Consider the following 24,456-nt stretch of genomic DNA (forward strand, 5'->3'; position numbering starts at 1 on the left):
GAAAATGTATATCGTTGGCAGAAGAAATTATTTAGACCAATCATCAAAGACTTCATTGATGACTTTATTCTCGATAAAAATCATCTGCTACCACAGAGAATCTATAAATGATAGTGCGTAAGTCCTAAATACAATCAAAATACTGTGAAATGGTAAAGGTAGCATGCCCCAAAACGTGCCAATAAAAACAGCTTTTGAAATGGACTTTCTGTTCACATACCAAAGTAAAGGATTTAAGGTACGCTCACCAAAAATTTTCATTACTTTCATCCCTGCAACTTTTTGCGGTGAGGGAAGCCAGGACTGAAAGAACTGTTTTGCCATAAAAATAGGCCGCTTAAATGATGATGTATTGTGCCTGAATCGATCCCTCAGAGACAGATCAAGCCAGATAAATATAAATGATCAACCTTAAAATAGTATTTGTTGAAATTTTTTTTAACAAATGACTCAGGAGTTAAACTACAAAAATAACTTTAATTTATTGAAATTTAATAAATTAATAAAACAGATTGGGCAATTTTAAAAGATGTGAAATTTCTGATTTGCCAAGTACAATAAAGTGATTTACTCTTCGTGCACTCTATAGAGAGATCGCATATGATTTCATGGTTATTCATTGGTTTAGTCATTAGCATTTTATTGACGCCTGGTCCAACAAATACCTTGCTTGCATCTTCCGGCATTCAGGTCGGTGTACGTAAATCATTACGATTGATTCCTGCTGAAGCGATTGGTTATTTAATTGCAATTACGCTTTGGGGCATGATCATTGGTAGCGTTTCAGCTAAATTTCCCATGCTTCCGACCTTGTTAAAGCTACTGAGTGCATTCTATATTATTTTCCTCGCCATTAAACTTTGGAAAACTGCCGATATTGAAGCAAGTTTTAATCTGCCGACCATCCGTGCCCGCGAATTGTTCTGTGCAACTTTACTCAATCCTAAAGCCTTACTATTTGCTTCGGCTGTTTTTCCAAGTACGGCATGGCTCAGTGTGAATAATTATGCTGCGCATATTGCAATGTTTCTGGTTCTCATTGTCCCGATTGCCTTGTTCTGGACATTTATTGGATCAATTCTGGCTTCTAATAAAGTACGCTGGTTAAATCAATCCAATTTGCAAAAGACTGCTTCTATCATCTTAATCAGTTTTTCAATTCCATTAAGTTATTCTGCTATTTTGAGTCTTTAAACTTTTAAGTCTTGAAATTACGGCGATGAAAATATACATTTTGTAAAAAAACACCTCATCGCCTGATCATTATTTTCATTGTAGCCAATTTCAGTTAAAGTACAGCGCAATAATCGAATTAACTATTTTTGGATTGAAATAATGGCAATTAAGTCTGATCGTTGGATTCGCGAAATGAGCGAAAAACACGGCATGATTGAACCGTATGCGGAAAACCAGGTACGTTATGATGAAACTGGTGAAAAACTCATTTCTTATGGTGTTTCAAGCTATGGTTATGATGTTCGTTGTGCACGCGAATTTAAAGTATTTACCAATGTTCATTCAGCAATTGTCGATCCAAAAAACTTTGATGATAAAAGCTTTATCGACATTGAATCCGATGTCTGTATTATTCCGCCCAATTCATTTGCTTTGGCTCGTACTGTAGAGTATTTCCGTATTCCGCGTAATGTTTTGACTGTATGTCTTGGTAAATCGACTTATGCACGCTGCGGTATTATTGTGAATGTCACTCCACTTGAACCAGAGTGGGAAGGACATGTGACACTGGAATTTTCAAATACCACCAACTTGCCAGCACGTATTTATGCAGGTGAAGGCGTTGCGCAAATGTTGTTCTTTGAATCTGATGAAGTATGTGAAACTTCATATAAAGACCGGGGTGGTAAGTATCAAGGACAAACTGGTGTGACTTTGCCAAAAGCATAAATATTACAAATAATTGAATAAGCGGATCATTTTGGTCCGCTTATTTTTTGCTTGCTTCATTCATCGGAAACTGTGTTCATTCGCCCAGTTTTTTTTGCAATTGCACTAATATTCAGCATAATAAAAAGTTGAACAGACTTGGTCAGAACATTGTCGTCATGACAAATAAATAAAAATTCGACATACCAAGCATAGGACGAATTAAAAAATAATGATGCGGAGCATCTGATAAAAAGGAAGGTCGTGATGACTCAGAGTTGGAATAATACAAGATTTAAAAAATCTTGTTTGGCGAGCATGCTCGCAGCTTTACTTAGCCCATCAGTTTATGCGCTTGAATCTTTGTCAGATGATCATCTTTCTGAAACTACAGGTGAAGGCGTTGCTTTAGCCCTTGAAAATTTTAAGATGGTCTTTCAAGGTCCAAACGAAATCTCACAAGCTTCAAGTTATGGCAAAGGAATTGTCGATCCGGGACAGTATGACACGGGCTTTATCCGAATTATTCCGACCGGTGAAAATTATGAGCTGCTTGGTCAGCGTGCTTATACTAAAATTTATAATAAAGCTTATACGGATGCTTACTTAAGCGGGAAGGCTGCTAATTATAACGGTGTTTACGAAAATACTTATCAATCTGCTTATAATACTTATAGAACAAATAATTATACGACTGTTAACACAACTGTAAAGAATAACTATACAGCAGAATATCGGGGGAATGTGGTACAAAGTTATGTCGACTCTCCTTTGATGAAGCAATATTATCAACAACGTTATGATGATTATTATGATGGGAATTTGTGGCCATTAAGTGTAAAAGATGATGGTACAACTGAACCGGGGTCTGCCGAATCGACATTATGGTTAAAAGACAAATCCCAACAATATGCTACAAAAAATACATTAGAAATGATTGAATTGCTTTATGGCAATCGTTCAACTGAAAGTATACCTACAACTACCTATTCACAAAGTGTAACCAGGCAAAATACGATCGACACCACTGTTGCGAATCAACTGGAAGCTAAAACCCAAGCAGTACTTAATCAACAAGCCGCTGAATATGCGAAAAGCGTAGCCACTACAGCAAGTAATACTGCACTTGCTGAGGTTGAAGCTGAAGCCATTCGATTGGCAAAATTAGCAGCAGCTCAAGCTACAGTGGGAAGTCTAAGAACCAAAGCAGACGTTTTTATTTATGGCCTGGCCCTCTCTAAAAGTGATGGGTCCTTGAGTACCCGGTACAGTAATCAAGGTTTTAATTGGGGAACAGCAGCAAATCCATGGCTGATTCGTGCAGGTAATGTGGATACGATTCAGTTTGCAAAAGGCAATAAGGCCAATGTCGGTTATATTGCATTGGAGGCACCTTTAAAGCTAAAAGGAACAGATACCAGTGATACTTTTAAATTAGGCTTCTGGAGCGATATTTTTTCACGCCAATTAAATTCAAGTAATATGGTGGATCCGTTAACTGGAGCACCCACTTCTGGACTAGATAAAGATTATCGTTTGAGAACCCAGTTTATTGCCAATGGCTTGAATTTAAATGGGTCACAAGTTCGATTATTCCAAACATTACCAGCAACGAGCAATGCCAATTACAATCAAACTTTAGGCATGGCTGCAATTTTACGTCTAAATACTCATGATGATCCATCCACGCTAAAAGCAACGGATGCTGACCTGGATGCTCGTGGAATTAGAATGAGTACTGCTGCAAAAAAAGGCCCGGACAGCACTCCTGATCTATATGATGGTACCGCCGTCACTCCAGCGATTGACCGCTCATTAGCTCCTATATTTAATGATGTGGAAGGGATGTATTTATATAGTCCCAATATTAACTTGGTATTGGGGAATATGTATCAGCCTTTTATTTTAGGTTCTGAAGGTAACAATATTATTTTAGAAATTACCCGTATTCCAAATGTGCCAGAAATATATTCACAAATTTATACCTATTACAGTGATACAGACTCAACAACTGTATTGAAAGATAAAAATAATCAGAATATTGCGATGATCGATAAAGATGGAGTGACCTACACGAAACTTTCTGATTATTTAAAAGGTTCAACCTGTAATGTTTATAGTTGTGGTACTGAAATTACCACGACGGCAAATAATATTACTACGACTTATCAAGGTCGAAATGCAACCCATAGTAGTATCAGTATTGGTACGGTAGAACGGTCAGCTACAGGTAATTTGTTAAACGCCAACAAAACTGCAGATGCAACCGGTGTTGTCTTTAAAAATATTAATGGCCAGGCGACAAATTTAGGCTCAGTTGCAATTGATGGTGTACTCATTCAGCACCTAAAAATAAAAACAACAGGTTTATAGGAGAATAGGCTATGTATCCAAGTATTAAAACTTCTATCCTGAACCTGGTTTGTTCAATTTCTATGTTGGCTTTTACCCCTATTGCAAATGCACAGTTAGTAGGTATGGCTAATGATGAGATGACTGATATATCTGGACAAGGTGGTGCAGATTTAAGTTGGACTCTATCGTTAAATCATCGCTATGCTAAAGATTTATCTCTAAAAAATATTTCAGTTTTTGATGCAACAGGTAAGGCAACAGAGGCATTTTATACTTATAGTTGTACTGATAATGTATTTTGCCGTTTAGCGATCGCACCGAATAATCATAAAGATGCTGCGGGTAATAAAAAATGGTTGGTTTTTAAAGGCATTCAAGGCACCTTACAAATTGATCAGTTTTCATTAGATGGTGCGACCATTATTAACCGTGATGGTAATCCTCAGACTGCATTACAAATTTCTTTTTTTGATGATAAGCCACTGAAAATTAGGAATTTAGGTTTTAATACTTTGGCGGTCGAAACAGGTGATGCAGGTGTTGAAGGGTATGCCAATAATATGATTTATAGCACCTATACAGAAAAAAAATCTGATGGAACAACAGTTGCAGGCTTAGATGTGCCGACGTTTGATAAAAATACAGAAAAAGGCTTTATGGGCTTAAATATGCATGGCAATTTGCATATGTCAGGCAATTTAAAAATATTCAGTTTTAACTGTACAGGTGCAGGAACTGCGCGCTGTTAATTGAATAAAGCCAGATAGGGATATAAGAATGAAAAAAATAACAAAGTTAAAAATACTTACGGCAAGCATTTTGATTGCACAACAAAGCCATGCATTTGAGCAACTTTCCGATGATTATCTTGGCTCAGTAACCGGGCAAGATGGTATCAGCATTACACATGAGATCTCCAAGGCAACTATAAATGCTGTCAATTGGGTTGATTCTTCTTCAAAAAGCAATGCCAACGATTCATTACTACGTCCTGATACCATGAAGATGGGGCTGAAAGATGTGACCCTGTCAGGTGTCAATAATCAATCGATTATTTCTACGCTTGACTTTGATGTGGGGGCAACTGATCGAGGGGCGGGGATTCGCATAGAAGCCAATATTTCTCCATTTGAATTAGCTGTTAACAACCTCATGTTACTGTGTACTGATGCAACTAAATGTCAGACTCCTGAACAAAGTTTGGGTTCTCTCGATATCAAAACCAGTTCACCACTTCGTTTACTTCTTCAAACGCAAGCAGGATTATTTAATCGAGATGAAACGGCACACCTTAATTTTCAATTGCAAAATGCCAGTATCAGTCATGGTTTAAACGGGCAAAAGCTCACTTTGAAAGATTTTAACTTCAATTTTTCTGGTGATGGCTATATGTATCTGAACTCTTATCAAGAAAGAACATCAAGCAGTTACATGGATGAAGGGATTGTTCTGACTACAAAGAGTCGTAATGGTGTGACGGATCATGTTGTAATGTTGGGACGAGTAGATGACAGCGATCCTGTCGCCAGTGCAAATTCACTGCCTGGTCGTGATACCGTACATTCATCAAGAACCAAGGCAACCAATCCAGGGGTAAATATTGACCTGCGTTATGGCAGTGATCCGAATCAGCAACGAAATTTAATTCGTATGGGGGCATCGGGCGCGGTAACCAATGCCACAATTTTCTTAAATGCCAATCAAAGTGGGATTACAGATTTTGGCCGTACTTCAACAGCGACATTAACAGGTTATGATGCGGTAGGGCTAGGCGGGCTGCATTTTGGTATTTCTGCCGATTTTACCCGTGAAGGGAATGCACTTTTAGGTACGAATCAGCCCCCAACAACCCTTGAGATTGGTCATACAGGTAATGGAAGTTATGCCATTGAATTTTCCAATTTATCACCTTTAACTGTTCGTAATTCGAGTTCTAAAACAGATTTAAATACCAAAAATGCCTATATTGATTTTGGTGACATTTATATTAATGCAATACAAGCAAAAAGTTTAGATTTTTTAATTAACGATAAAATTAAAAAGACTTTAGGGGTGAGCAATTTAGTTCAGACGCAGCAATTATCATCGCTTGAAAAAGGTAATGACTTTGCATTAATCGCTATACGTAGTATGGATTTTCAATCGATTGCACGTAAAGCACGGTTTATTGCGGATAACTCTTTAGCTGAAATTACCAATGATACCAGTAGCTGGGGAATTGGTATCCCTGTTTATAATCTGAATGCGAATATTGCGCTTGCAGGCACAGAATATACATCAAAAGTGGATGGTGGGACTAAAAAAGGAATTGCCTACAATGTAATGGCAACTACCGATGGTTATGGAATTGACACAAAAACGGGTGCAGCGAGTACTACATCATTAATTTTAATAGATGGAAAAAAAGGGCTGCACAATGAAGAAGTAAATTACTATGCCGGTTTACGTAATATTGATGCATTTGTCAAAGCCAAAGGCGTGATTGGTTACGAAGAGCAAGGAATCTACATTAGCGCCGATGATTTGCTTGTCGCTGCAAGTGCAGAAATGGCGATTGGTCAATTACCTGGTTCGCTCTATAACTGTACCAGTGGTTCTGTTAAATGTGGCAGTGTCGTTCCTGTTGATAATTTCGCCCGCAAAGATGATGTGCTGACTTCCATTGCCTTTAAACTGGATGGTAAAGGTGATTTGTTTATTATTCCCGGTATGAATGATAATGCAGAAAATAACTTCTTATCTTTCCGTGCTAACTTTGAATTTAATGCATTATCAGACACAGATAAATTGAACCCCAATATTTTGGGAAGCTACTTTAGTTTGATTAACGAAGATGTTGATGCGAATAACACGGTTGTGAAAACTTCAAGTATTAATTTGAATAAATTGCAAGGTGTCCTAGCGCTTGAATCACAAGTCAAGATGCAAAAAGATACTGTGGTATTTGATAATAAAGTGGATATTAATCCGGCCAAATCTTTGAATCAGGTATTCAGAACCGAATTATCGATGTCTACCATGCCGAATCAAATGCAGAAAATGGCAGATATTGCAATTACAGGGGGAAGTATTAGAAGTAATTTAGGTATTACTCCACGTTAACCTGTTTGAGAATAAATAAAAGAATAGGGATAGAATTTTATGAAAAAATTATTATTGGCAAGTTTGATTACTTCATCTATTGCAATACCAAGTTTAAGTCATGCAATGGTTGCTATGGATGATGATTCATTATCTGATGTAAGTGGTCAAGCATTATTGTCTATGGAATATAACGCGGGTCATAACGTTATTGATGCTAAAGGACAAAATGTAGACCAGACGAATCTGGGATTTTATAAATTGGGCCTAGAAGCTGAAATGGAAATCAACGCCAATATTAAAAAGCTGCAATTAGGTTGTGGTGGGGTGAATGGTATTGGCAAATGTGATATTGATATTGATAATATTTCTTTAAGTGGTTTGCAAGGCGCAAACTATACTTCTGATGATCGTGCGGCAAGCTCAGCCCTTATTACCAATCCATTTGTTGAGTTTGCTATTAAAAATCCAAAATCTGCTTCTACTCGTGAGGTTCTTGGCTTTCGTTTAAGTGCTGAAAAAATTGCTGGCTTAATGACAATAGGAACAGAAAACAGTAGTACGCCTAATGGTATTAACTCCTTTAGTGGTTATATGAAAACCAAGGCCTCTTCTGGGGTGGCAATTACAGACCCTCGAATTATGGATTATGCAGCAACGGGTCAATATATCGAAGGTGCTGTAACGGGAACATTGGTTGGTATTCCTTTAGAATTGCATTACAAGTCAAATGATTATTCATTTAACTTATCTTCAACAACTGCACCTTTTACCATTCCATCGACGATCGTATCTGGAACACGTATGACAGAGGCTGTCCTAAAAGGAACAGGAACAGTAAATCAAATAGATTTTTCTGGACCTTTAGCTGCACAGATTTCAGCATTAGGTTTAAATCTTACTTTGAATAAACAAATCGATGGTTATTTAACTGGTTTAAAGACTGATATTACAGTAAATCAAAATTTAGGTTTGATTCATTCTTTGTATCTAAATAATGCAAGTTCGTTATCACTACAGACCCAGCAAATATTGTGGCCGGGTGCATCGGTTGCTGCAAATCGAGGGTGGTGGTTAGCAATTGAAGATGAAGTGGATTTAGGGAGTATCAGTCCAACAACCAATGTAAAAATTACCGATGAAGTGCTTAAACAAACGATTGCAGGAATTAATCACGACTTAACCTCTAAGCCGCGTGCATGTGGCGATTTACTGTTTGGATGTGTTGCAGGTACCGGATTATCTGTGGGTGAAATTAAAAATCCAACACTTATTGATTTTCCATTACAGAACTTAACTTTGCAAGGACAGAACTTTAAGTCTAACTGCTTTGGTGGGCTGAAATTCTGCTAATGAGGAAATAAAAAATCCCGCACTTAGCGGGATTTTTTATTTTAAGAACAACTACTTTGCAATTTTAGCGAGTAATTCTTCTTTTGAAATATTGACAGATTCAGCATCACGGCGACCTTTATATTCAAAAGTCCCTGCATCCAAACCTTTCTCCCCAATTACAATACGGTGTGGAATCCCGGTAATTTCAAGGTCAGAGAATTTCACCCCTGGACGCTCGTCACGGTCATCCAAAATCACATCATAACCCGCAGCTTGCAGTTCTGCATAAAGTGCTTCAGCAGCTTCCAAAGTACGTGGTGATTTATGTGCATTCATTGGAACAATCGCAACTTCAAACGGTGCAATTGCAGAAGGCCAGATAATCCCTTTGTCATCGAAGTTCTGTTCAATGGCAGAGGCTACCACACGCGTTACACCAATACCGTAGCAACCCATGGTTACAATCGTCGGTTTGCCGTCTTTACCAAGCACTTTGCAGCCTAAAGCTTCAGAGTATTTTTGGCCCAGCTGGAAGATGTGACCGACTTCAATACCACGCTTAATTTGCAGTGTCCCTTTACCATCTGGAGATGGGTCACCTTCAACCACATTACGTAAGTCATAAACCTCAGTAAATGTTGCATCACGTTCCCAGTTGACACCTGTTGCATGTTTTTCGGCTTCATTGGCACCGGCAACAAAATCAGAAAGTACAGATGCTGCACGGTCAACAATCACAGTAATGCCTTTTTCAACTAGACCTTGTGGCCCAATGAAGCCAGTGGTTAAACCAAGGGCTTGAATTTGAGCTTCAGTTGCGAATGTTAAAGGTGCGGCAATTAACGGATGCTTTTCAGCCTTAATTTCATTCAGTTCATGGTCACCACGAAGGAATAAAGCAACAACAGGTGCTTCTTTACCTTCTTCAGTTGCAACACCTTGTACGAGCAATGCTTTTACAGATTGTGCAGCATCAGTACCTAAGAAAGCAGATACATCGGCAATGGTTTTTTGAGCTGGTGTATCGACCAGTTCTAATTCCTGAGTTGCGGCCGCACGCTCACCGACAAGAATTGCTTCAGCCATTTCAACGTTGGCAGCATAATCAGATTCGGTAGAGAAGGCGATATCATCTTCGCCACTTGATGCCAAAACGTGGAATTCATGTGAACCTGAACCGCCAATTGAGCCAGTATCGGCCTGTACTGGACGGAAGTCTAAGCCCAAACGGCTAAAGATACGGCAGTACGTGTCATACATCACGTCATAGGTTTCTTGTAGTGAAGTTTGATCGATATGGAAAGAATAAGCATCTTTCATGATAAATTCACGTGAACGCATCACACCAAAACGTGGACGGACTTCATCACGGAATTTGGTTTGTACCTGATAGAAATTGATTGGCAGCTGTTTGTAGCTTTTCAATTCATTTCGTGCAAGATCGGTGATCACTTCTTCGTGTGTAGGACCAAGCACAAAATCGTTATTATGACGGTCTTTAAAACGTAATAACTCTGGACCATATTGCACAAAGCGGCCGGATTCTTCCCAAAGGCTTGAAGGCTGGGTTACTGGCATGAATACTTCCAGCGCTCCTGCACGGTTCATTTCTTCACGGACAATCGCTTCAACTTTATTTAGCACGCGTACGCCCATCGGCAACCAAGTGTATAAACCCGAAGCCAATTTACGAATCATCCCCGCACGTAACATGAGCTGATGTGAAATCACTTCAGCATCATTTGGGGTTTCTCTTAACGTAGCAAATAAAAAGCGACTCGCGCGCATGGAAACTGTCCTAATAATTAAGCGTTAAAGCATAAGATTATACGATAAAAAATGAGGTGAACATTTCAGAATGTCACCTCATGTCAAGTGGGTTTATTATGCCATGATTTTTCGGATTTGGCGCGTCATAAAATTCTTCAAGTCATCCAGGTAGGTGAAGATCACAGGAACCACAACCAGAGTCAATAGGGTGGAGGTGATTACGCCCCCAATCACGGCATGGGCCATGGGTGCACTTTGTTCGCCACCTTCACCCAGACTCAATGCAAGAGGAATCATCCCCATCACCATGGCACTGGTGGTCATTAAAATAGGGCGTAGACGGGTTTTACCCGCTTCTATAATGGCATCATAACGATCAACCCCACGATCCATGGCTTTTTTGATGAAGTCAATTAACAGGATGGCATTTTTGGTCACTAATCCCATCAGCATGATAATGCCAATAATGGAAAACAGGTTCATGGTGGAATTAAACAGGAATAAAGCCAGAAACACCCCAATCAGCGAGAGGGGAAGGGAAGCCATAATCGCAGCAGGATGAATGAAGCTGTTAAATTGTGAACCCAGTACAATATAGATGAACACAATGGAAAGGGTAATGGCGGTTAAGGCATAACCTGCCGATTCGGCCATGTCTTTATTTGCACCTTGCGTGGCAAAGCTATAACCGGGTGGTAAATCAAAGTTATCTTGAATTTTTTTAATGTCTTGACCGATATCCCCTGCAGGGCGGCCTGCTGTATTGGCTTCTATCAGGACTTCGCGGGCCAAATCACGGCGGGTAATTTGCGATGCCCCCAAACTTTCTTCGAAGTTTGCCACACTGGCTAGAGGCACTAAAATAGGCTGGCCAGAAGCATCGGTTTTTTGTGAATTCAGATAAAGATTTTCAATATCGCTCGGTAAGGTGCGTCTGTTTTCCGTCAGGCGAAGATTAACATCATAGATTTCGCCTTTTTCATCTTGCCAAGTGGTAACGTTGTCGCCTGCAATTAAGGGACGAATGACACTGGCGATTTGATTGACAGAAAGACCTAAATCACTGGCAAGGACACGATTGATATGAACCGCCAAGGTGGGCTTAGGTTCTTTAAGTGAACTTTCCAGATCGACGATACCTTCGACTTTGGAAATTTCTGCCAGAAAGCGATCGGAGATTTTTTGCAGTTCGTTCAGGTCGGTACCTTTAATGGAAATCATGATCGGTTTTTGCCCTCCCGAAACCGTTTCATCTGCCGAAGCCACCGAGGTAATGGTAATACCCGCTACACTTTGCAAGCGCTGGCGAAACTCATTATTCAGTTGGGTCAGGGTCTTATCACGCTCCAGACGAGGCGTGACCTTGACGCGTATGCTGACATGGTTTTTACCACGATCCGTTACCCCATTGATAATGCTGTAGGTATTACGTACATCTGGATACTGGCGCATAATATTCTCCACTTGCAACAACTTGGCTTGTGAATATTCGAGTGAGGCATCTACAGGCGTTTCAAATTTAATTCGAATTTCGTTTTTATCTGGAACAGGAACAAATTCCGTACCAATCAATTTAGATAAACCCAATGCACCAAAAAGTGAAGCTGCGGCCACTATCAGGGTTAAAATACGGAAGTGTAGTGCCAGTTTTAACAGTTTTTCATAGTAATGGCTTAAATGATCAAGCCTATTGGATATCCAGTTAAAGAAGCGCTTTATTCTGCTGGGTTTCTTGTTTGGATTATGTTTTTTAGCCCAGTGTGCAGAAAGCATGGGATCGAGGGTAAAACTGACAAACATTGAAATCAGCACGGCAGCGCTGACCGTTACTCCAAATTGATAGAAGAATTTACCGATAATGCCGCCCATAAATGCAACTGGTAAAAATACCGCAACAATGGTCAGTGTCGTGGCTAAAACCGCCAGCCCAATTTCTTTAGTGCCATCGAGTGCTGCCGTTACAGCATCTTTGCCCATATCGGCATGACGGACAATATTTTCCCGCACTACAATTGCATCATCAATCAACAGGCCAATACTGAGAGATAATGCCAGTAAGGTCATCATGTTAATAGTGAAGCCGAAAGCCCAAATAAAGGTTAATGTCCCCAACAGGGAAATAGGTAAGGTCAGCCCGGTAATGGCGGTAGAGCGAAAAGACCCCAAGAACAGTAAAACAATCAGAACAGCGAGAACCGCACCTTCAATAATGGTTCGTGCCACATCTTTAATACTGCCACGAATGCCTTTGGAACCATCGACGGCAACTTTAGCCACAGTACCCTCGGGTAGCTGTTGCTCGATTTTTGCTAGGGCTTTATAGCTGGCATTGACCACATCAATTACATTGGAATCCGAATTGCGCAGAATATCAATCGCGACCGCAGCTTTACCATTTAAATAAGCACTTGATTCCAGATTGGCTTGACCATCTTCAATGCTTGCCACCTGTTTTAGAAAAATAGGAGTACCATTTTTATTGGCAATAATCAGGTCACCAAACGATTGCGGGTGAATCACTTTGGATTTGATTTCCACCACCAGTTCAGACGTCGGCTGTTTTAAGGTGCCTCCCGGAACTTCAATATTTTCACCTTTCAAGGTATTGATGACTTTATCTACACCAATACCAAAGCTTTGCAGTTTTTGCGGATCGACTTCAATACGAATCTGGCGTTGTGCATCGCCCAGTAAATTGACTGTACCCACGCCCGGCATGGTTCGAAGTTGCGGGACAATCTGCTGACTTAAATAGGAACTCAAGTCGCGTAACGGCATGGTCTCCGATTCAAACACAATCGACATCACCGCATTGGCAGTAGGGTCATAACGTTCAACAACAGGATCCTGAATTTCATCTCGAAACTGGGCGGTAACTGGAGCAATCTTATCGCGAATATCCTGGGCGGCCACTGCAGAAGACATATCCAGATTAAATTCGACAATAATGGTCGACAGCCCTTCACTAGACTGGGAAATAATCTGTTTTAAACCTGAAATGGTATTGATCTGGTCTTCCATTTTTTTGGTAATTTCAGATTCAATGGTTTCAGGGGAGGCACCCGGATAGGAGGTATAGACCACAACAAATGGAAAATCGACATCGGGAAATTCTTCTATGCCCATGCGTTGCCAAGATGCCAGCCCCAGTACCAGTAAACACAACATCATCATGATGGTGAAAACAGGATATTTAACGCTAATTCGGGTAAACCACATAAGAACAATCCTGTACTTATTTTTTATTATTTATTGATGACGACCGCTTGATGAATGTCCTGGTCATTAAATTTAATACGGCTAATCTGGTCGGCGTTTTGCAGTCCTTGCACGACAGCCAAATTGTCCCGATAGCGCTGTTCCAGAATGACCAGATTGACCTTTTCAATTTTGTTTTGGCGGATCACCCAGACATAGGGTTTATCTTTGATATTCTGGATCACATCGAGCGGAATGAGCTGACCTGAAACTTGAGTCGAAGCAAGAATGTTGCCTTCCACGAAAGAACCAATACTCAGTGAGTTAATGGTTTCATTCGGTCGGGCAAAGAATTCAATCTGGCGACTGGCAGGATCGGCAATAGGGGAGATGCGTGTTAAAACAGCAGTCAGTTGAGCTGGATTGCCTTGAATGGTGTATTCAATATGCTGTCCCACTTTTAAAGCGGCTTGCAAGTCACTTGGCAATTTGGCCTGAATTTCTAGCTGACTCGGATCCACGATTTCAAACAGGGTCTGGCCAGCAGCAACGGTTTGACCAGCATCGACTTGGCGCTGTGTAATTACTCCGGAAATGGGACTATAAATAGTCCCTTCACGCTCGGCTTTTTGGGCAATATTGACACTGGCCTGTTGCGCATGCACATTTTCCAGTTGCGCCTGATAGTCAACAGCAGCCTGTTCATATTCAACTTTGGAGATAAAACCTTGATCCAATAAGCGTTGTTTGCGCTGCATCATATTTTTAGCCAGATTTGCCTGCGCTTGTGCTGCTGACAAATTGGCCTGAGCTTGCGCTAAACGTGCAGCATTATCTTGATTATTCAGGCGAACCAAGATCTGTCCCTTAGCGACTGACTGTCCGACCTGGACATAGACCTGGGTTGCAGTGGCAGTGACCTGAGCCTGTATGCTACTTTGATTGACTGCACGAAGCGTGCCGGTAAAAGCACTTTTTGCGACAGAAGTGCCATTCTTCACGGAAACTAGATCTTTTTCAATTAATTCAATTTTTGTTGTGGTTTCTACAGGTTTTTCTATTTCATTTTTTTTGCAAGCTGTTAGAAATAAAATTAAACACAGAACGCTGCCGGTTAAATATTGCTTATGGTCACTTAATTTAGATTTTTTCATATGCTGTCCAGATAGCATGTAGCTTCATCCTTTTTATTTATTGTGACTTAAATTAAGTGCTTCATAGCCTAAATACAATTTATTCAAGCGCTTTTAAGCGAGCGATAATATTGTCGTATTTTGCTTGAGTATTTCGATAGTTAATTTGTAATGATTGAATCGTTGCTTTTTTTGCTTCAATATTCTTTTGATTATTCTCGATTGTATTTTTCAAGCTGGCTGGAATGTCTTCAGCTTTACGTAAATGTTCAATCTGTTGACGCTTAAAATAAATACGGTCAGTTTGTAATTGCTTTAACTGGTCTTGCTGAAAGGCAATTTGCTTTTTGATGCCGGTTAATGCGTCATTACGTTTTGCGAATGCAACTTGACTATTACCATAAGCCTTTTTTAGTTTTAAGTCCGCTGCCTGCTGTCTGGCGTGGGCTGCACGTTGCGGTGCCTGTTTAATATCGGCTTCAGTATTATAGGCACGATTACGCCGGATGACCTGCATGTTCTGGTCCAAAGCTTCGTAGCCATAGCGAATATGATTGGGGGTGACATTGGTGCTAATATTGGCTATACCCTTACTGTCATAATAGCGATACCAGGTGGCTTTAGGTGGCGGATTTTCAGCATATGCGAATGCCGATTGCAAAACCAGAAAAGAAAGAAAAATGAATCTAAAGTTCATTTTTTTTTGTGCAATGAAAGCAAGTTTGTATTTAAACTGACTTTGCATTGTAACCCCCGAATAAAAGTTGACTAAATTACTTATTTTAAAAGTAATAAATGAGCTATATTAGACTCAAAATAAGTAATAAAAAACCTCTGTCTGTCAAAAAAAAATCATTGGTCGATGGAAAGTGTGAAGTCGTTATTGAAAATAGACTAAAGTGAGTCTTCGTGCGGAAAATGTTCATTGAAAAGGCAAGTAAAGATATGTTAAAAATGTTTGTAACTTGTAATAAAATTTTTGACTAAAATTGTTTGTACATTCTAAAAATGGGAAGGATCATTAAATGGACGAAAAATTCCAAAATCTAAAAGTGATGGTGATTGATGATTCAAAAACCATTCGTCGTACAGCAGAAACATTACTCCAACGTGAAGGTTGTGAAGTCGTGACCGCAGTAGACGGGTTTGAGGCTTTGGCAAAAATTGCTGAAGCAAATCCGGATATTGTTTTTGTAGATATTATGATGCCACGTTTAGACGGTTATCAAACTTGTGCATTAATTAAAAATTCGCAGAATTATCAAAATATTCCAGTCATTATGCTGTCAAGTAAAGATGGTTTATTTGACCAGGCAAAAGGTCGTGTTGTTGGTTCGGATGAGTATTTAACTAAACCCTTTAGTAAAGATGAATTGTTAAACGCAATCCGCAATCACGTAACAGCATAAGTTTATTTTTATTGGGGAAAAGCATGTCACGTATCCTTATCGTTGATGATTCACCTACGGAAACATTTCGTTTTAGAGAGATTTTAACCAAGCATGGCTTTGAGGTGATTGAAGCAGCAAATGGTGCTGATGGTGTCACAATGGCACAAGCAGAATTGCCAGATCTAGTGCTCATGGATGTGGTCATGCCTGGTGTAAACGGTTTTCAGGCAACACGTCAGATTGCCCGTGGTGCTACTACTAAACACATTCCGATTGTGATTGTCAGTACCAAGGACCAAGCCACTGACCGCGTTTGGGGGAAACGTCAGGGGGCAAGTGATTATTTGACCAAGCCTGTAGACGAAAACCAATTAATTGATGTGATTAAACAACACCTCAATGCAGGATAAGCTCTATGGCAGCAAATGGATTTATCGAATTACTTCGGATTGCTAAACGTGGTAACAAAAACTACGTTACAACTGAAAATGAAGTAAACCGATGGTCAGGCATTGCTTTTGAGATGATGGGGCAATATTTTGTTGCCCCTTTGGGTGAAGTATCTGAAGTGATATATCCACCAAAATATACTCCGGTTCCAAATACTCAGTCATGGGTGATGGGACTGGCCAATATTCGGGGACGTTTACTTTCCGTCGCTGATTTGGCGCATTATATTTCAGGACATCGAAGTCAGTTTTCACCGACTCAAAAAGTATTGTGTATTAGTCATAATGACCATTATGTCGGTTTGGTGGTAGATCAGGTTTTGGGGATTCAACACTTTAATAAGAAGAGTTTCTTTTCTAAAAACAGTGAATTAGATAGCAATTTACAAGAATATTGTCAGGGTTATTTTTATCAGCATAATCAGCACTGGCATGTTTTCTTATTTAGTCGTTTATTGCAAAACCCAAAATACATGAATGCCTCTATAAAATTTATAAATTAATAGTCGCAAGCTAAAGAATGATAGCGCAACTCGGGGAGAAGCTGGATGGGCTTTAAACTTAAAAAGAAAAATACAGGTGAAAGCACCAGCCATAATGGCGGGAATGCTTTAGTCGCAAAGATTCAATCACAAACAGAGCAATTATCACGTGTATTTGGTGACAGTGAAAAGTCCAAACCATTAATTTGGGGGGCAGCATTTTCTCTGGTCGTAGCACTCTTCCTGTTATTGTACTTATTCTATAGTGTACCGCGTAATAATGAATTGACACGTAGTGTGGGTGATTTGCGTCTATTGTCACAAACCATTTCACGTCAGGCAACTGATGCAACTGCTTCAGGAACCAAAGAGTCGATTGATAAATTAATTAAATCGCAAAAAGAATTTGCTGAAAACCTGGAAACGGTTAAAGATATTCATCCACATACAGCTGCATTGGTTGAGGTGGAAAAGCAGTGGAAATCGCTATCAGAAGGGATTGATTTAATTTCGTCTCAACAGAAAATGATTAACAAGCTGTACGATACCAATATTGCAATTGGTGAGTCGATTCCGGGAATTCAGGCAGAATATAACCTGATGGTTGACCAAATGGCGCGTCAAAACATGCCGTCTAACCAGGTGGTTATTGCCAAAAACCAGGTATTCATTGCGGAACGTATTTTGCGTTCGATCAGTTCGGTACTCACAGGTAACGATAACTCGCGTGAATCTGTGGATGACTTCAGTGCCGATACTGAAACTTTCGGTTCTTACCTCAATGCCCAGCTCAATGGTAGTGCAGAACTGGGTGTAGAACGTATTGATGATCCGGCATTGCGTGAATCACTGACAGGCATTAAAAGCGAATATGATGATGTACTAAAATCAGCTTCTGCAACAATTCTTTCAAACTCGGCGCAAATTGTAAAAGTACGTCAAGCTTCTGCTGCAATTTTTGCCCAGTCGGATGAATTGTTAGCCAACCTGAATAAGCTATCTGGTGGTTCGAGCTTGGCTATTGCGCTTCCTGCCTTGCTTTTAATCCTGTGTCTGGTTGCTTTCCTGTTTTCTGTATTCAAGTTGCTTGCATTACGTGGCCAGTCAGATAAACAGCGCGTGGCAAACCTGCAAGAAGAATATGACCGTAACCAGAATGCGATTTTACGTTTACTGGATGAAATTGCCGACTTGGCGGATGGTGACTTGCGTTCATATGCAACGGTATCGGAAGATTTTACCGGAGCAATTGCCGACTCCATTAACTTCGCGATTGACCAGTTACGTGACCTGGTATCACGTATTACTGAAACGTCTCAAGAAGTTGCGCAATATACAGCGAATACCCAAGGCATTACCCACCAGCTTGCTGAAGCATCTGAACACCAGGCACAAGAGATTGCCGGTGCATCTGCCGCGATTAACGAAATGGCGATGTCTATTGACCAGGTATCTGCAAACGCGGAAGAATCTGCAGTGGTTGCGGAGCGTTCGGTACAAATTGCTGCCAATGGTGCAGAGGTTGTAAACCGTTCTATTGAAGGTATGGACACCATCCGTGAGCAGATCCAGGAAACATCTAAACGTATTAAACGTCTGGGTGAATCTTCTCAGGAAATTGGTAACATCGTTGCCCTGATTAACGATATTGCCGACCAAACCAACATTCTGGCATTGAACGCTGCAATTCAGGCATCTATGGCGGGTGAGGCTGGTCGTGGTTTCGCCGTGGTAGCCGATGAGGTACAGCGTCTTGCGGAACGTTCAGCCTCTGCAACCAAACAGATTGAAGGCTTGGTAAAAACCATTCAGACAGATACCAACGAAGCCGTAATTTCGATGGAGCAAACCACTTCCGAGGTTGTTCGTGGTGCAAGCTTAACCAAAGATGCCGGTGTGGCACTGGATGAAATTCAAAACGTATCGACCAACCTGGCGCGATTGATTGCCAACATTTCGGATGCTGCAAAACTTCAGTCTGCTTCTGCTGGTCACATTGCGACAACGATGAATGTCGTACAAGAAATTACCTCGCAAACCACAACAGCAACCTTCGATACAGCACGTTCGGTATCGGAACTGGCAAATATGGCCGAATCATTACGTGAATCTGTAACCGACTTTAAATTACCTGACTAAGTTAATTAAAAAGCGTTGCAGTGATATTCCCTGCTTTTGGGCAGGGGATATCTATAAGACACAGATCAAGCATCGACAAGATGAACTTAACTTCAAAGTTAGGTCTCGCGTGATGGTGACAATTAAGTTTGAGCAACCTTCTTGGTGGCAGATAAACGTAAGAAGCCTAAGCTATGAAAGAAATATTAAAAAATTTAGTTGAAACGACTACGCTTCCTGAAGATAGTTATCTTGATCAAGATGCAGAAATTCTAGAAATTTTTGTTGAAGAAATAGAAGAAATCTTCGTTGAATTAAGTACTTTATTTACAACTTGGTTGGAAAATCCGAATGACCAAGAAACTTTAACGACCATTCGCCGTCATTTTCATACCCTTAAAGGTTCTGGCCGTATGGTTGGAGCAAAATCTGCGGGTGAGTTGGCATGGGCGGTTGAAGATACTTTAAATCGGGTTATTTCCGGCACAGTACCTTTGGACAGCACAGTTCAACGATTTGCCCAAACTGTATTTAATATTTATCAATACAAGTTATACCCAATTTTTAAAACTGTTCAAAATGCTGATATCGACTTAAGACCTTTAGTATTATTGGGGCAGCAAATTCAGCAGCAGGTCAGTTTAGAACCTGCACTAGAAGAATTGCTTGAACTGTCTAGCACACTGACCAGTGTCAATAGTCTTACTGGTCTGGAATTGCAGGATCAATCATTTAGTGAAGCAGCGCCTGAAATGGCAATCGAAACTACTGCTACAGCAGCGTCAGTCGCAGCAGACGACAACAATGATATTGAAGAAACGGTCGCGATCTTTATTGAAGAAGCAGAAGAACATCTGCTCACGATTGACCAGTTCCTGAAAAATGAACAGGAACAATATCAGGATTATAATGGCCTGATCCGTGCCTTGCATACCTTGCGTGGCAGCTCTTCTATGGCACATATTGATCAGATTTTTGCAGCCAGTACCAAGGTTGAAAACTTATTTAAAACACTTTTACAAGAAGAAATTGTCTCTACCTCCAGCCAGACTGCGTTGCTAATTCAATATGCTGAATTTGTCCGTGATTATTTACATACTTTAAGACAGGGTCAGACTCAGAAACTTGATGCGATATATGCCACCTTTAATTCGGCATGGGACGACTATGGTTTCAGTTCTGCAGAAGTGGATGAGGACGTTAATCCGCAAGGTCTGGTGTCCAAACTGGTCGAATTGAATATTGATTTACTTCTGGATGCCGAATTCGAATTTGAAAAACGTGCCAAAGTAGAATATCCGGAATACATTCAGGCCTTAAGCCAGCAGGCACAGCAATTATTGGACAATACTGATAATCGTGCTGCGATGGGCATCTATCAATTTACCCATGAATTGAAGTCTGGCTATGAAGCTCTGGTATTAAAACCGGAACTGCTCAATATCGACTATGCATATGATCTGTTTGGGCAGGCACATCAAGAGTTCATTCATCTGTTTGATACACTGGCGGCAGGTCAGCGCGTTATTTTAACGGAAGATATCCAGAAAGTTCTGAATGATCTGGCAGCCTTTGTTCAGCAGGATCTTGAACAGTTCGAAGTTCAGGAACCGAATCCTGAAACTCAAGCTGAAGCCTTACCAGCTGCTGCTTCAGGTATTGTAGATCTGGCACAGATTTCACAAAAAATTGGTTCAGACCGCGAACACATGCATGCTGCTGATGCAAATCGTGATTTTGATGAAGATTTGTTGGATATCTTCCTGGAAGAAGCAGAAGAATTACTGGGCGGGATCGATCAAGACTTGAATACCTGGTCGAAAGATCCGTCCGATACTGCAGCACTGAATAATTTAATGCGTTATTTGCATACCCTTAAAGGGGGTGCCAATATGATTCAGGCGACTCATATTGGCTTAATTGCGCATGAATTGGAAAGCATTTATGAACGCGTGATCCGTCATCAAATTGAGGTCAATCCACAACTCATCAGTATTATTCGCTTAGTACAAGATGATGTATCAGACCGTATTCAAGTCATTCGCGATGAGCAGATTGATTATTCTGGTGCTGAATCGATTGAAATTTTGCGTAATATTCAGGCGATCGCTCAAGGTAGTGTGGCTGTAAGCACCGCAGTTGCGGAAGTCGAAGTTCAGGCTGAACCTGAAGTTGCAGCTGAAATTGAAGAACTTGAAACTGCAACGACAGTAGAAACAGAAATTGAACCTGAAATAGCTGCTGAAGTTGCCTTGGCAAGTCCAGACCATGTTGAAGAGCCGGATGACAGTATCCGTTTAATTGCAGAAGAAACCTTCTGGGAAGAAGCAGAAGAAATTCTGGAGTCTACAGATAGCCTGTTGAAACAGTGGTTTGAGCAGCGTAGTGACCGTAGCTTGCTGCTTCAATTACAGCGTGCAGCCCACAGTTTGAAAGGTGGCGCACGTATGGTGGAAAATGAACCAGTAGGGGCAATTGCTTACCAGCTGGAAACCACCTTCGAACGCTTTGCGGTGCATCAGTTCAACTCCAATGTTTATGACCTGTTATTGCAAACGACTTTGGCATGGTTAAAGCAGGCTATTTTCGAGCATGATTACAGTAATTTTGACAGCGTCAAATTAAGTTTAGAGTCGATTGAATTTGTTGATGTCATTGCGCAGTTACCTAAGCGCGTGGCCGAATCTGATACGCTGTCTACGGCTAAAGTCTTTGAATTTGTTCAGGGTGATGGTACCGAACCTCCAGCAATGATGGGTGAGTGGGATACAAGTAATCAACAGGACAACAGCAATGAAATGATCCGTATTTCTGCCGATCTGGTCGAGAAAATGATCGACTTGTCTGGTGAAAATGCGATTAACCGTTCACGTATTGAAATGGACTTGGGACAGTTTAGTAATACCCTGAACGAAATGGAACTGGCGATCAAGCGTCTGGCTGACCAGTTACGTCGAATGGAAGGTGAGCTCGAGTCTCAAATTATTGCCAAACATGGTGATAATTCACGTTATGCCGATTTTGATCCACTGGAGATGGACCAATATTCATCATTAAACCAGTTGTCAAAATCGCTGGCGGAATCTGCATCTGACTTGGTCGATTTCAAGACGACCCTGTCAGAAAAGATTCGTGATACGGAAGGTTTACTGTTACAACAATCCCGTATTCAAGCCGAGATTCAAGAAAGCCTGATGCGTACCCGTCTGGTACCATTTGATCGTTTATTGCCACGGTTACAACGGATTGTGCGTCAAACCTCATCGACCCTGAACCGTCCGGCCGAGCTGGTGGTGCAAAACACCGAAGGTGAATTGGACCGTAACATTCTAGAGCGTCTGGTTACACCGTTCGAGCACATGCTGCGTAATGCGATTGACCATGGTCTGGAAGACACTCACGTACGACATGAGTTACAAAAGCCTGAAGTCGGGAAAATTGTTCTCAATATTAGCCGTCAAGGTACAGATGTACTGGTGTCATTCAGTGATGACGGTAAAGGGATTGATGAAACAAAAATTAAAGAAAAAGCACTCAGCTTGGGTTTAATTAAAGCCGATCAATCCATGGATAAGCAGGAAATCCTGCAATTAATTTTCCATCCTGGATTTACTACTGCCAAAGGAGTGACCCAAATTTCCGGACGCGGTGTAGGTCTGGACGTGGTGCAAAGCGAAATTAAGGCGCTGGGCGGGCATATTTCCATCGATTCTGAATTGGGTAAAGGGACCACCTTTACCATTCGCGTACCAACTACGGTGGCGGTGAGTGACGCCTTGATGGTTAAATCAGGCGACCAGCAGTTTGCGATTTCACTGGCACAAATTGACCGTATTGTACGTATTGCACCATCAGCACTGGAAAAATATTTCAACAGTAAAGACGACTTCTTTAAAATTGATAACACCAGTTACAAACTGCGTTATTTATCCGAATTTGTGTCCAATCAGCCTTTACCACGTTTAAGTAATGTTGCCCATTCTTTACCTGTATTGCTGATTAAAGGCAATAGTGGTCAAACTATTGCACTACTTGTGGATCAGCTGATTGGTTCGCGTGCACAAATTGTGGTGAAACCGATCGGTCAGCAATTCTCAAGTGTTGGTGCTGTTGCCGGAGCGACTATTCTAGGTGATGGTCAAGTCTGTCTGATTCTGGATGGTCAGAATATTGCCCGACAAATTCAGAACACCCAACGTCTTAAACATGTGTCTGATCAACGTGAGCATTCGCGTTACAGTAATACACGCCGCCTGATCATGATTGTGGATGACTCGGTGACAGTACGTAAGGTGACCTCACGTTTACTTGAACGTCAAGGCTTTGATGTGGTGACGGCCAAAGATGGTATTGATGCCATGGAGCAGCTGGAAAATGTCAAACCAGACTTGATGTTGCTGGATATTGAAATGCCGCGCATGGACGGTTTTGAAGTCACGAATCTGGTTCGTCACCATGACGTGCATCAAAACTTGCCTATTATCATGATTACGTCAAGAACAGGCGAGAAGCACCGTAAACGTGCATTCAGTCTTGGGGTAACGCACTATATGGGTAAACCGTTCCAGGAAGCGGAATTGCTGGAAAATGTGGAAAGTTTGTTAGAAATCAGTCAGGGATAACTCAATGAGCCAAAATAGTGTTTCAAACTCTGCTGTTGACCGAATTTCACAACAGGAGTTACACCACCTTATTACGGTATCTACCGGATTTATCGATACCTATATTATCGATTGTTATGGTAAGGAAGCGATGATTCTTCCGCAAAACATTGTCTTGTCTGCGCTGGATAGCGCTACAAAGGTGCCTTTTGTGGAATGGCATGAATTGAAGCTGCCAGTGTATGCTGTGAATGATCCGGAGCGCAAAACGGGTGTAGCATTGGTCATTGAAGGCGATGATGTCAGTCAGCGTTTTGCCCTGATGTGTAATGAGATGCCAAAAACGATTCGTCTGCGTATTTCTGAAGTGGTAGATGAAGAACGCACGGCAACAGACCCTGATGTATTCCAGTATGTACGGATGGGAGATCAGGTGTTTTATGTGCCTAATCTCGAACACATTCAGTCTTCTTTAGGATTGTAATGTTGAAGCATTTATAAAAGGTGGGTAATAAAAAAGGAACTGTTCAGTCACTGCTGTCCCATAGTTTGCTTTAAATAAAAAAACCTGAGTCCTAACAGTTAAAATATGAGTGCAAACAAACACTTTAACGACCAGGATTCAGGTTTTGTCACATCAGAATACCGTATTTCATGAG

General features: G+C 40.9%; 16 protein-coding genes and 2 pseudogenes. 13 read left to right on the forward strand and 5 right to left on the reverse strand.

Annotated features, from left to right (window positions below):
* A pseudogene (locus FTU91_RS10785) lies at window positions 1-111 on the forward strand (IS701 family transposase); the annotation flags it as partial.
* Window positions 112-129: 18 nt separating this feature from the next.
* Here FTU91_RS10785 and FTU91_RS10790 read toward each other — a convergent pair.
* Window positions 130-330: pseudogene (locus FTU91_RS10790) on the reverse strand (DUF2062 domain-containing protein); the annotation flags it as partial.
* Between the two features lie 270 nt (window positions 331-600).
* Here FTU91_RS10790 and FTU91_RS10795 point away from each other — a divergent pair.
* The 6 genes from FTU91_RS10795 (at window position 601) to FTU91_RS10820 (ending at window position 8,673) form a co-directional block, all read left to right on the forward strand.
* Complete coding sequence (locus FTU91_RS10795; RefSeq protein ID WP_086195995.1) at window positions 601-1,194, forward strand: LysE family translocator; 594 nt, start codon at window positions 601-603, stop codon at window positions 1,192-1,194.
* 141 nt (window positions 1,195-1,335) lie between these two features.
* Window positions 1,336-1,905 (forward strand): dCTP deaminase, encoded by a 570-nt coding sequence (dcd, locus tag FTU91_RS10800; RefSeq protein ID WP_086174816.1) that lies wholly within the window; start codon window positions 1,336-1,338, stop codon window positions 1,903-1,905.
* A gap of 246 nt (window positions 1,906-2,151) precedes the next feature.
* On the forward strand, window positions 2,152-4,257 hold the full coding sequence (locus FTU91_RS10805; protein ID WP_180082154.1) for a hypothetical protein: 2,106 nt from the start codon (window positions 2,152-2,154) through the stop codon (window positions 4,255-4,257).
* A 62-nt stretch (window positions 4,258-4,319) separates the two neighbouring features.
* Complete coding sequence (locus FTU91_RS10810) at window positions 4,320-4,988, forward strand: hypothetical protein (protein WP_180082164.1); 669 nt, start codon at window positions 4,320-4,322, stop codon at window positions 4,986-4,988.
* 28 nt (window positions 4,989-5,016) lie between these two features.
* Window positions 5,017-7,341, forward strand: coding sequence for a DUF6160 family protein (locus tag FTU91_RS10815; protein ID WP_180082155.1), 2,325 nt, complete (start codon window positions 5,017-5,019; stop codon window positions 7,339-7,341).
* 39 nt (window positions 7,342-7,380) lie between these two features.
* Window positions 7,381-8,673 (forward strand): DUF6160 family protein, encoded by a 1,293-nt coding sequence (locus tag FTU91_RS10820; RefSeq protein WP_180082156.1) that lies wholly within the window; start codon window positions 7,381-7,383, stop codon window positions 8,671-8,673.
* 51 nt (window positions 8,674-8,724) lie between these two features.
* Here the strand turns inward: FTU91_RS10820 and FTU91_RS10825 are convergent, their stop codons facing one another.
* The 4 genes from FTU91_RS10825 to FTU91_RS10840 form a co-directional block, all read right to left on the reverse strand.
* Complete coding sequence (locus FTU91_RS10825) at window positions 8,725-10,443, reverse strand: proline--tRNA ligase (protein WP_180082157.1); 1,719 nt, start codon at window positions 10,441-10,443, stop codon at window positions 8,725-8,727.
* A 96-nt stretch (window positions 10,444-10,539) separates the two neighbouring features.
* The gene (locus FTU91_RS10830) at window positions 10,540-13,644 is read right to left on the reverse strand and encodes an efflux RND transporter permease subunit (protein WP_180082158.1); all 3,105 of its coding nucleotides are present in this window, start codon (window positions 13,642-13,644) and stop codon (window positions 10,540-10,542) included.
* A 26-nt stretch (window positions 13,645-13,670) separates the two neighbouring features.
* Window positions 13,671-14,777 (reverse strand): efflux RND transporter periplasmic adaptor subunit, encoded by a 1,107-nt coding sequence (locus tag FTU91_RS10835; protein ID WP_257221718.1) that lies wholly within the window; start codon window positions 14,775-14,777, stop codon window positions 13,671-13,673.
* A 79-nt stretch (window positions 14,778-14,856) separates the two neighbouring features.
* Entirely contained in the window at window positions 14,857-15,501 is a 645-nt protein-coding gene (locus FTU91_RS10840; protein ID WP_180082160.1) for a hypothetical protein, read from the reverse strand.
* A 280-nt stretch (window positions 15,502-15,781) separates the two neighbouring features.
* Between FTU91_RS10840 and pilG the strand changes: the two genes are divergently transcribed.
* The 6 genes from pilG to FTU91_RS10870 all read left to right on the forward strand — a co-directional run bounded on the left by pilG (window position 15,782) and on the right by FTU91_RS10870 (window position 24,281).
* On the forward strand, window positions 15,782-16,165 hold the full coding sequence (gene pilG / locus FTU91_RS10845) for a twitching motility response regulator PilG (RefSeq protein WP_086195987.1): 384 nt from the start codon (window positions 15,782-15,784) through the stop codon (window positions 16,163-16,165).
* Window positions 16,166-16,188: 23 nt separating this feature from the next.
* Window positions 16,189-16,557 carry a response regulator gene (locus FTU91_RS10850; RefSeq protein WP_086195986.1) on the forward strand — a complete coding sequence of 123 codons (369 nt, stop codon included), beginning with the start codon at window positions 16,189-16,191 and terminating at the stop codon, window positions 16,555-16,557.
* A 5-nt stretch (window positions 16,558-16,562) separates the two neighbouring features.
* On the forward strand, window positions 16,563-17,099 hold the full coding sequence (locus tag FTU91_RS10855; protein ID WP_086195985.1) for a chemotaxis protein CheW: 537 nt from the start codon (window positions 16,563-16,565) through the stop codon (window positions 17,097-17,099).
* Between the two features lie 45 nt (window positions 17,100-17,144).
* Entirely contained in the window at window positions 17,145-19,217 is a 2,073-nt protein-coding gene (locus FTU91_RS10860; protein WP_180082161.1) for a methyl-accepting chemotaxis protein, read from the forward strand.
* A 173-nt stretch (window positions 19,218-19,390) separates the two neighbouring features.
* Complete coding sequence (locus FTU91_RS10865; RefSeq protein ID WP_180082162.1) at window positions 19,391-23,818, forward strand: Hpt domain-containing protein; 4,428 nt, start codon at window positions 19,391-19,393, stop codon at window positions 23,816-23,818.
* 4 nt (window positions 23,819-23,822) lie between these two features.
* The gene (locus FTU91_RS10870; RefSeq protein WP_180082163.1) at window positions 23,823-24,281 is read left to right on the forward strand and encodes a hypothetical protein; all 459 of its coding nucleotides are present in this window, start codon (window positions 23,823-23,825) and stop codon (window positions 24,279-24,281) included.
* Window positions 24,282-24,456 lie beyond the last annotated feature (175 nt).

The sequence above is a fragment of the Acinetobacter sp. YH12201 genome, from assembly GCF_013418145.1.
GTDB lineage: Bacteria > Pseudomonadota > Gammaproteobacteria > Pseudomonadales > Moraxellaceae > Acinetobacter.

Coding starts and splice junctions, on each gene's coding strand:
- FTU91_RS10810 (WP_180082164.1), top strand. CDS start 4,320: ATGTTGGCTTTTACCCCTATTGCAAATGCACAGTTAGTAGGTATGGCT.
- FTU91_RS10865 (WP_180082162.1), top strand. CDS start 19,391: ATGAAAGAAATATTAAAAAATTTAGTTGAAACGACTACGCTTCCTGAA.
- FTU91_RS10835 (WP_257221718.1), bottom strand. CDS start 14,777: ATGAAAAAATCTAAATTAAGTGACCATAAGCAATATTTAACCGGCAGC.
- FTU91_RS10850 (WP_086195986.1), top strand. CDS start 16,189: ATGTCACGTATCCTTATCGTTGATGATTCACCTACGGAAACATTTCGT.
- FTU91_RS10830 (WP_180082158.1), bottom strand. CDS start 13,644: ATGTGGTTTACCCGAATTAGCGTTAAATATCCTGTTTTCACCATCATG.
- FTU91_RS10805 (WP_180082154.1), top strand. CDS start 2,152: ATGACTCAGAGTTGGAATAATACAAGATTTAAAAAATCTTGTTTGGCG.
- FTU91_RS10840 (WP_180082160.1), bottom strand. CDS start 15,501: ATGCAAAGTCAGTTTAAATACAAACTTGCTTTCATTGCACAAAAAAAA.
- FTU91_RS10815 (WP_180082155.1), top strand. CDS start 5,017: ATGAAAAAAATAACAAAGTTAAAAATACTTACGGCAAGCATTTTGATT.
- FTU91_RS10795 (WP_086195995.1), top strand. CDS start 601: ATGATTTCATGGTTATTCATTGGTTTAGTCATTAGCATTTTATTGACG.
- FTU91_RS10855 (WP_086195985.1), top strand. CDS start 16,563: ATGGCAGCAAATGGATTTATCGAATTACTTCGGATTGCTAAACGTGGT.
- FTU91_RS10870 (WP_180082163.1), top strand. CDS start 23,823: ATGAGCCAAAATAGTGTTTCAAACTCTGCTGTTGACCGAATTTCACAA.
- FTU91_RS10860 (WP_180082161.1), top strand. CDS start 17,145: ATGGGCTTTAAACTTAAAAAGAAAAATACAGGTGAAAGCACCAGCCAT.
- dcd (WP_086174816.1), top strand. CDS start 1,336: ATGGCAATTAAGTCTGATCGTTGGATTCGCGAAATGAGCGAAAAACAC.
- FTU91_RS10820 (WP_180082156.1), top strand. CDS start 7,381: ATGAAAAAATTATTATTGGCAAGTTTGATTACTTCATCTATTGCAATA.
- FTU91_RS10825 (WP_180082157.1), bottom strand. CDS start 10,443: ATGCGCGCGAGTCGCTTTTTATTTGCTACGTTAAGAGAAACCCCAAAT.
- pilG (WP_086195987.1), top strand. CDS start 15,782: ATGGACGAAAAATTCCAAAATCTAAAAGTGATGGTGATTGATGATTCA.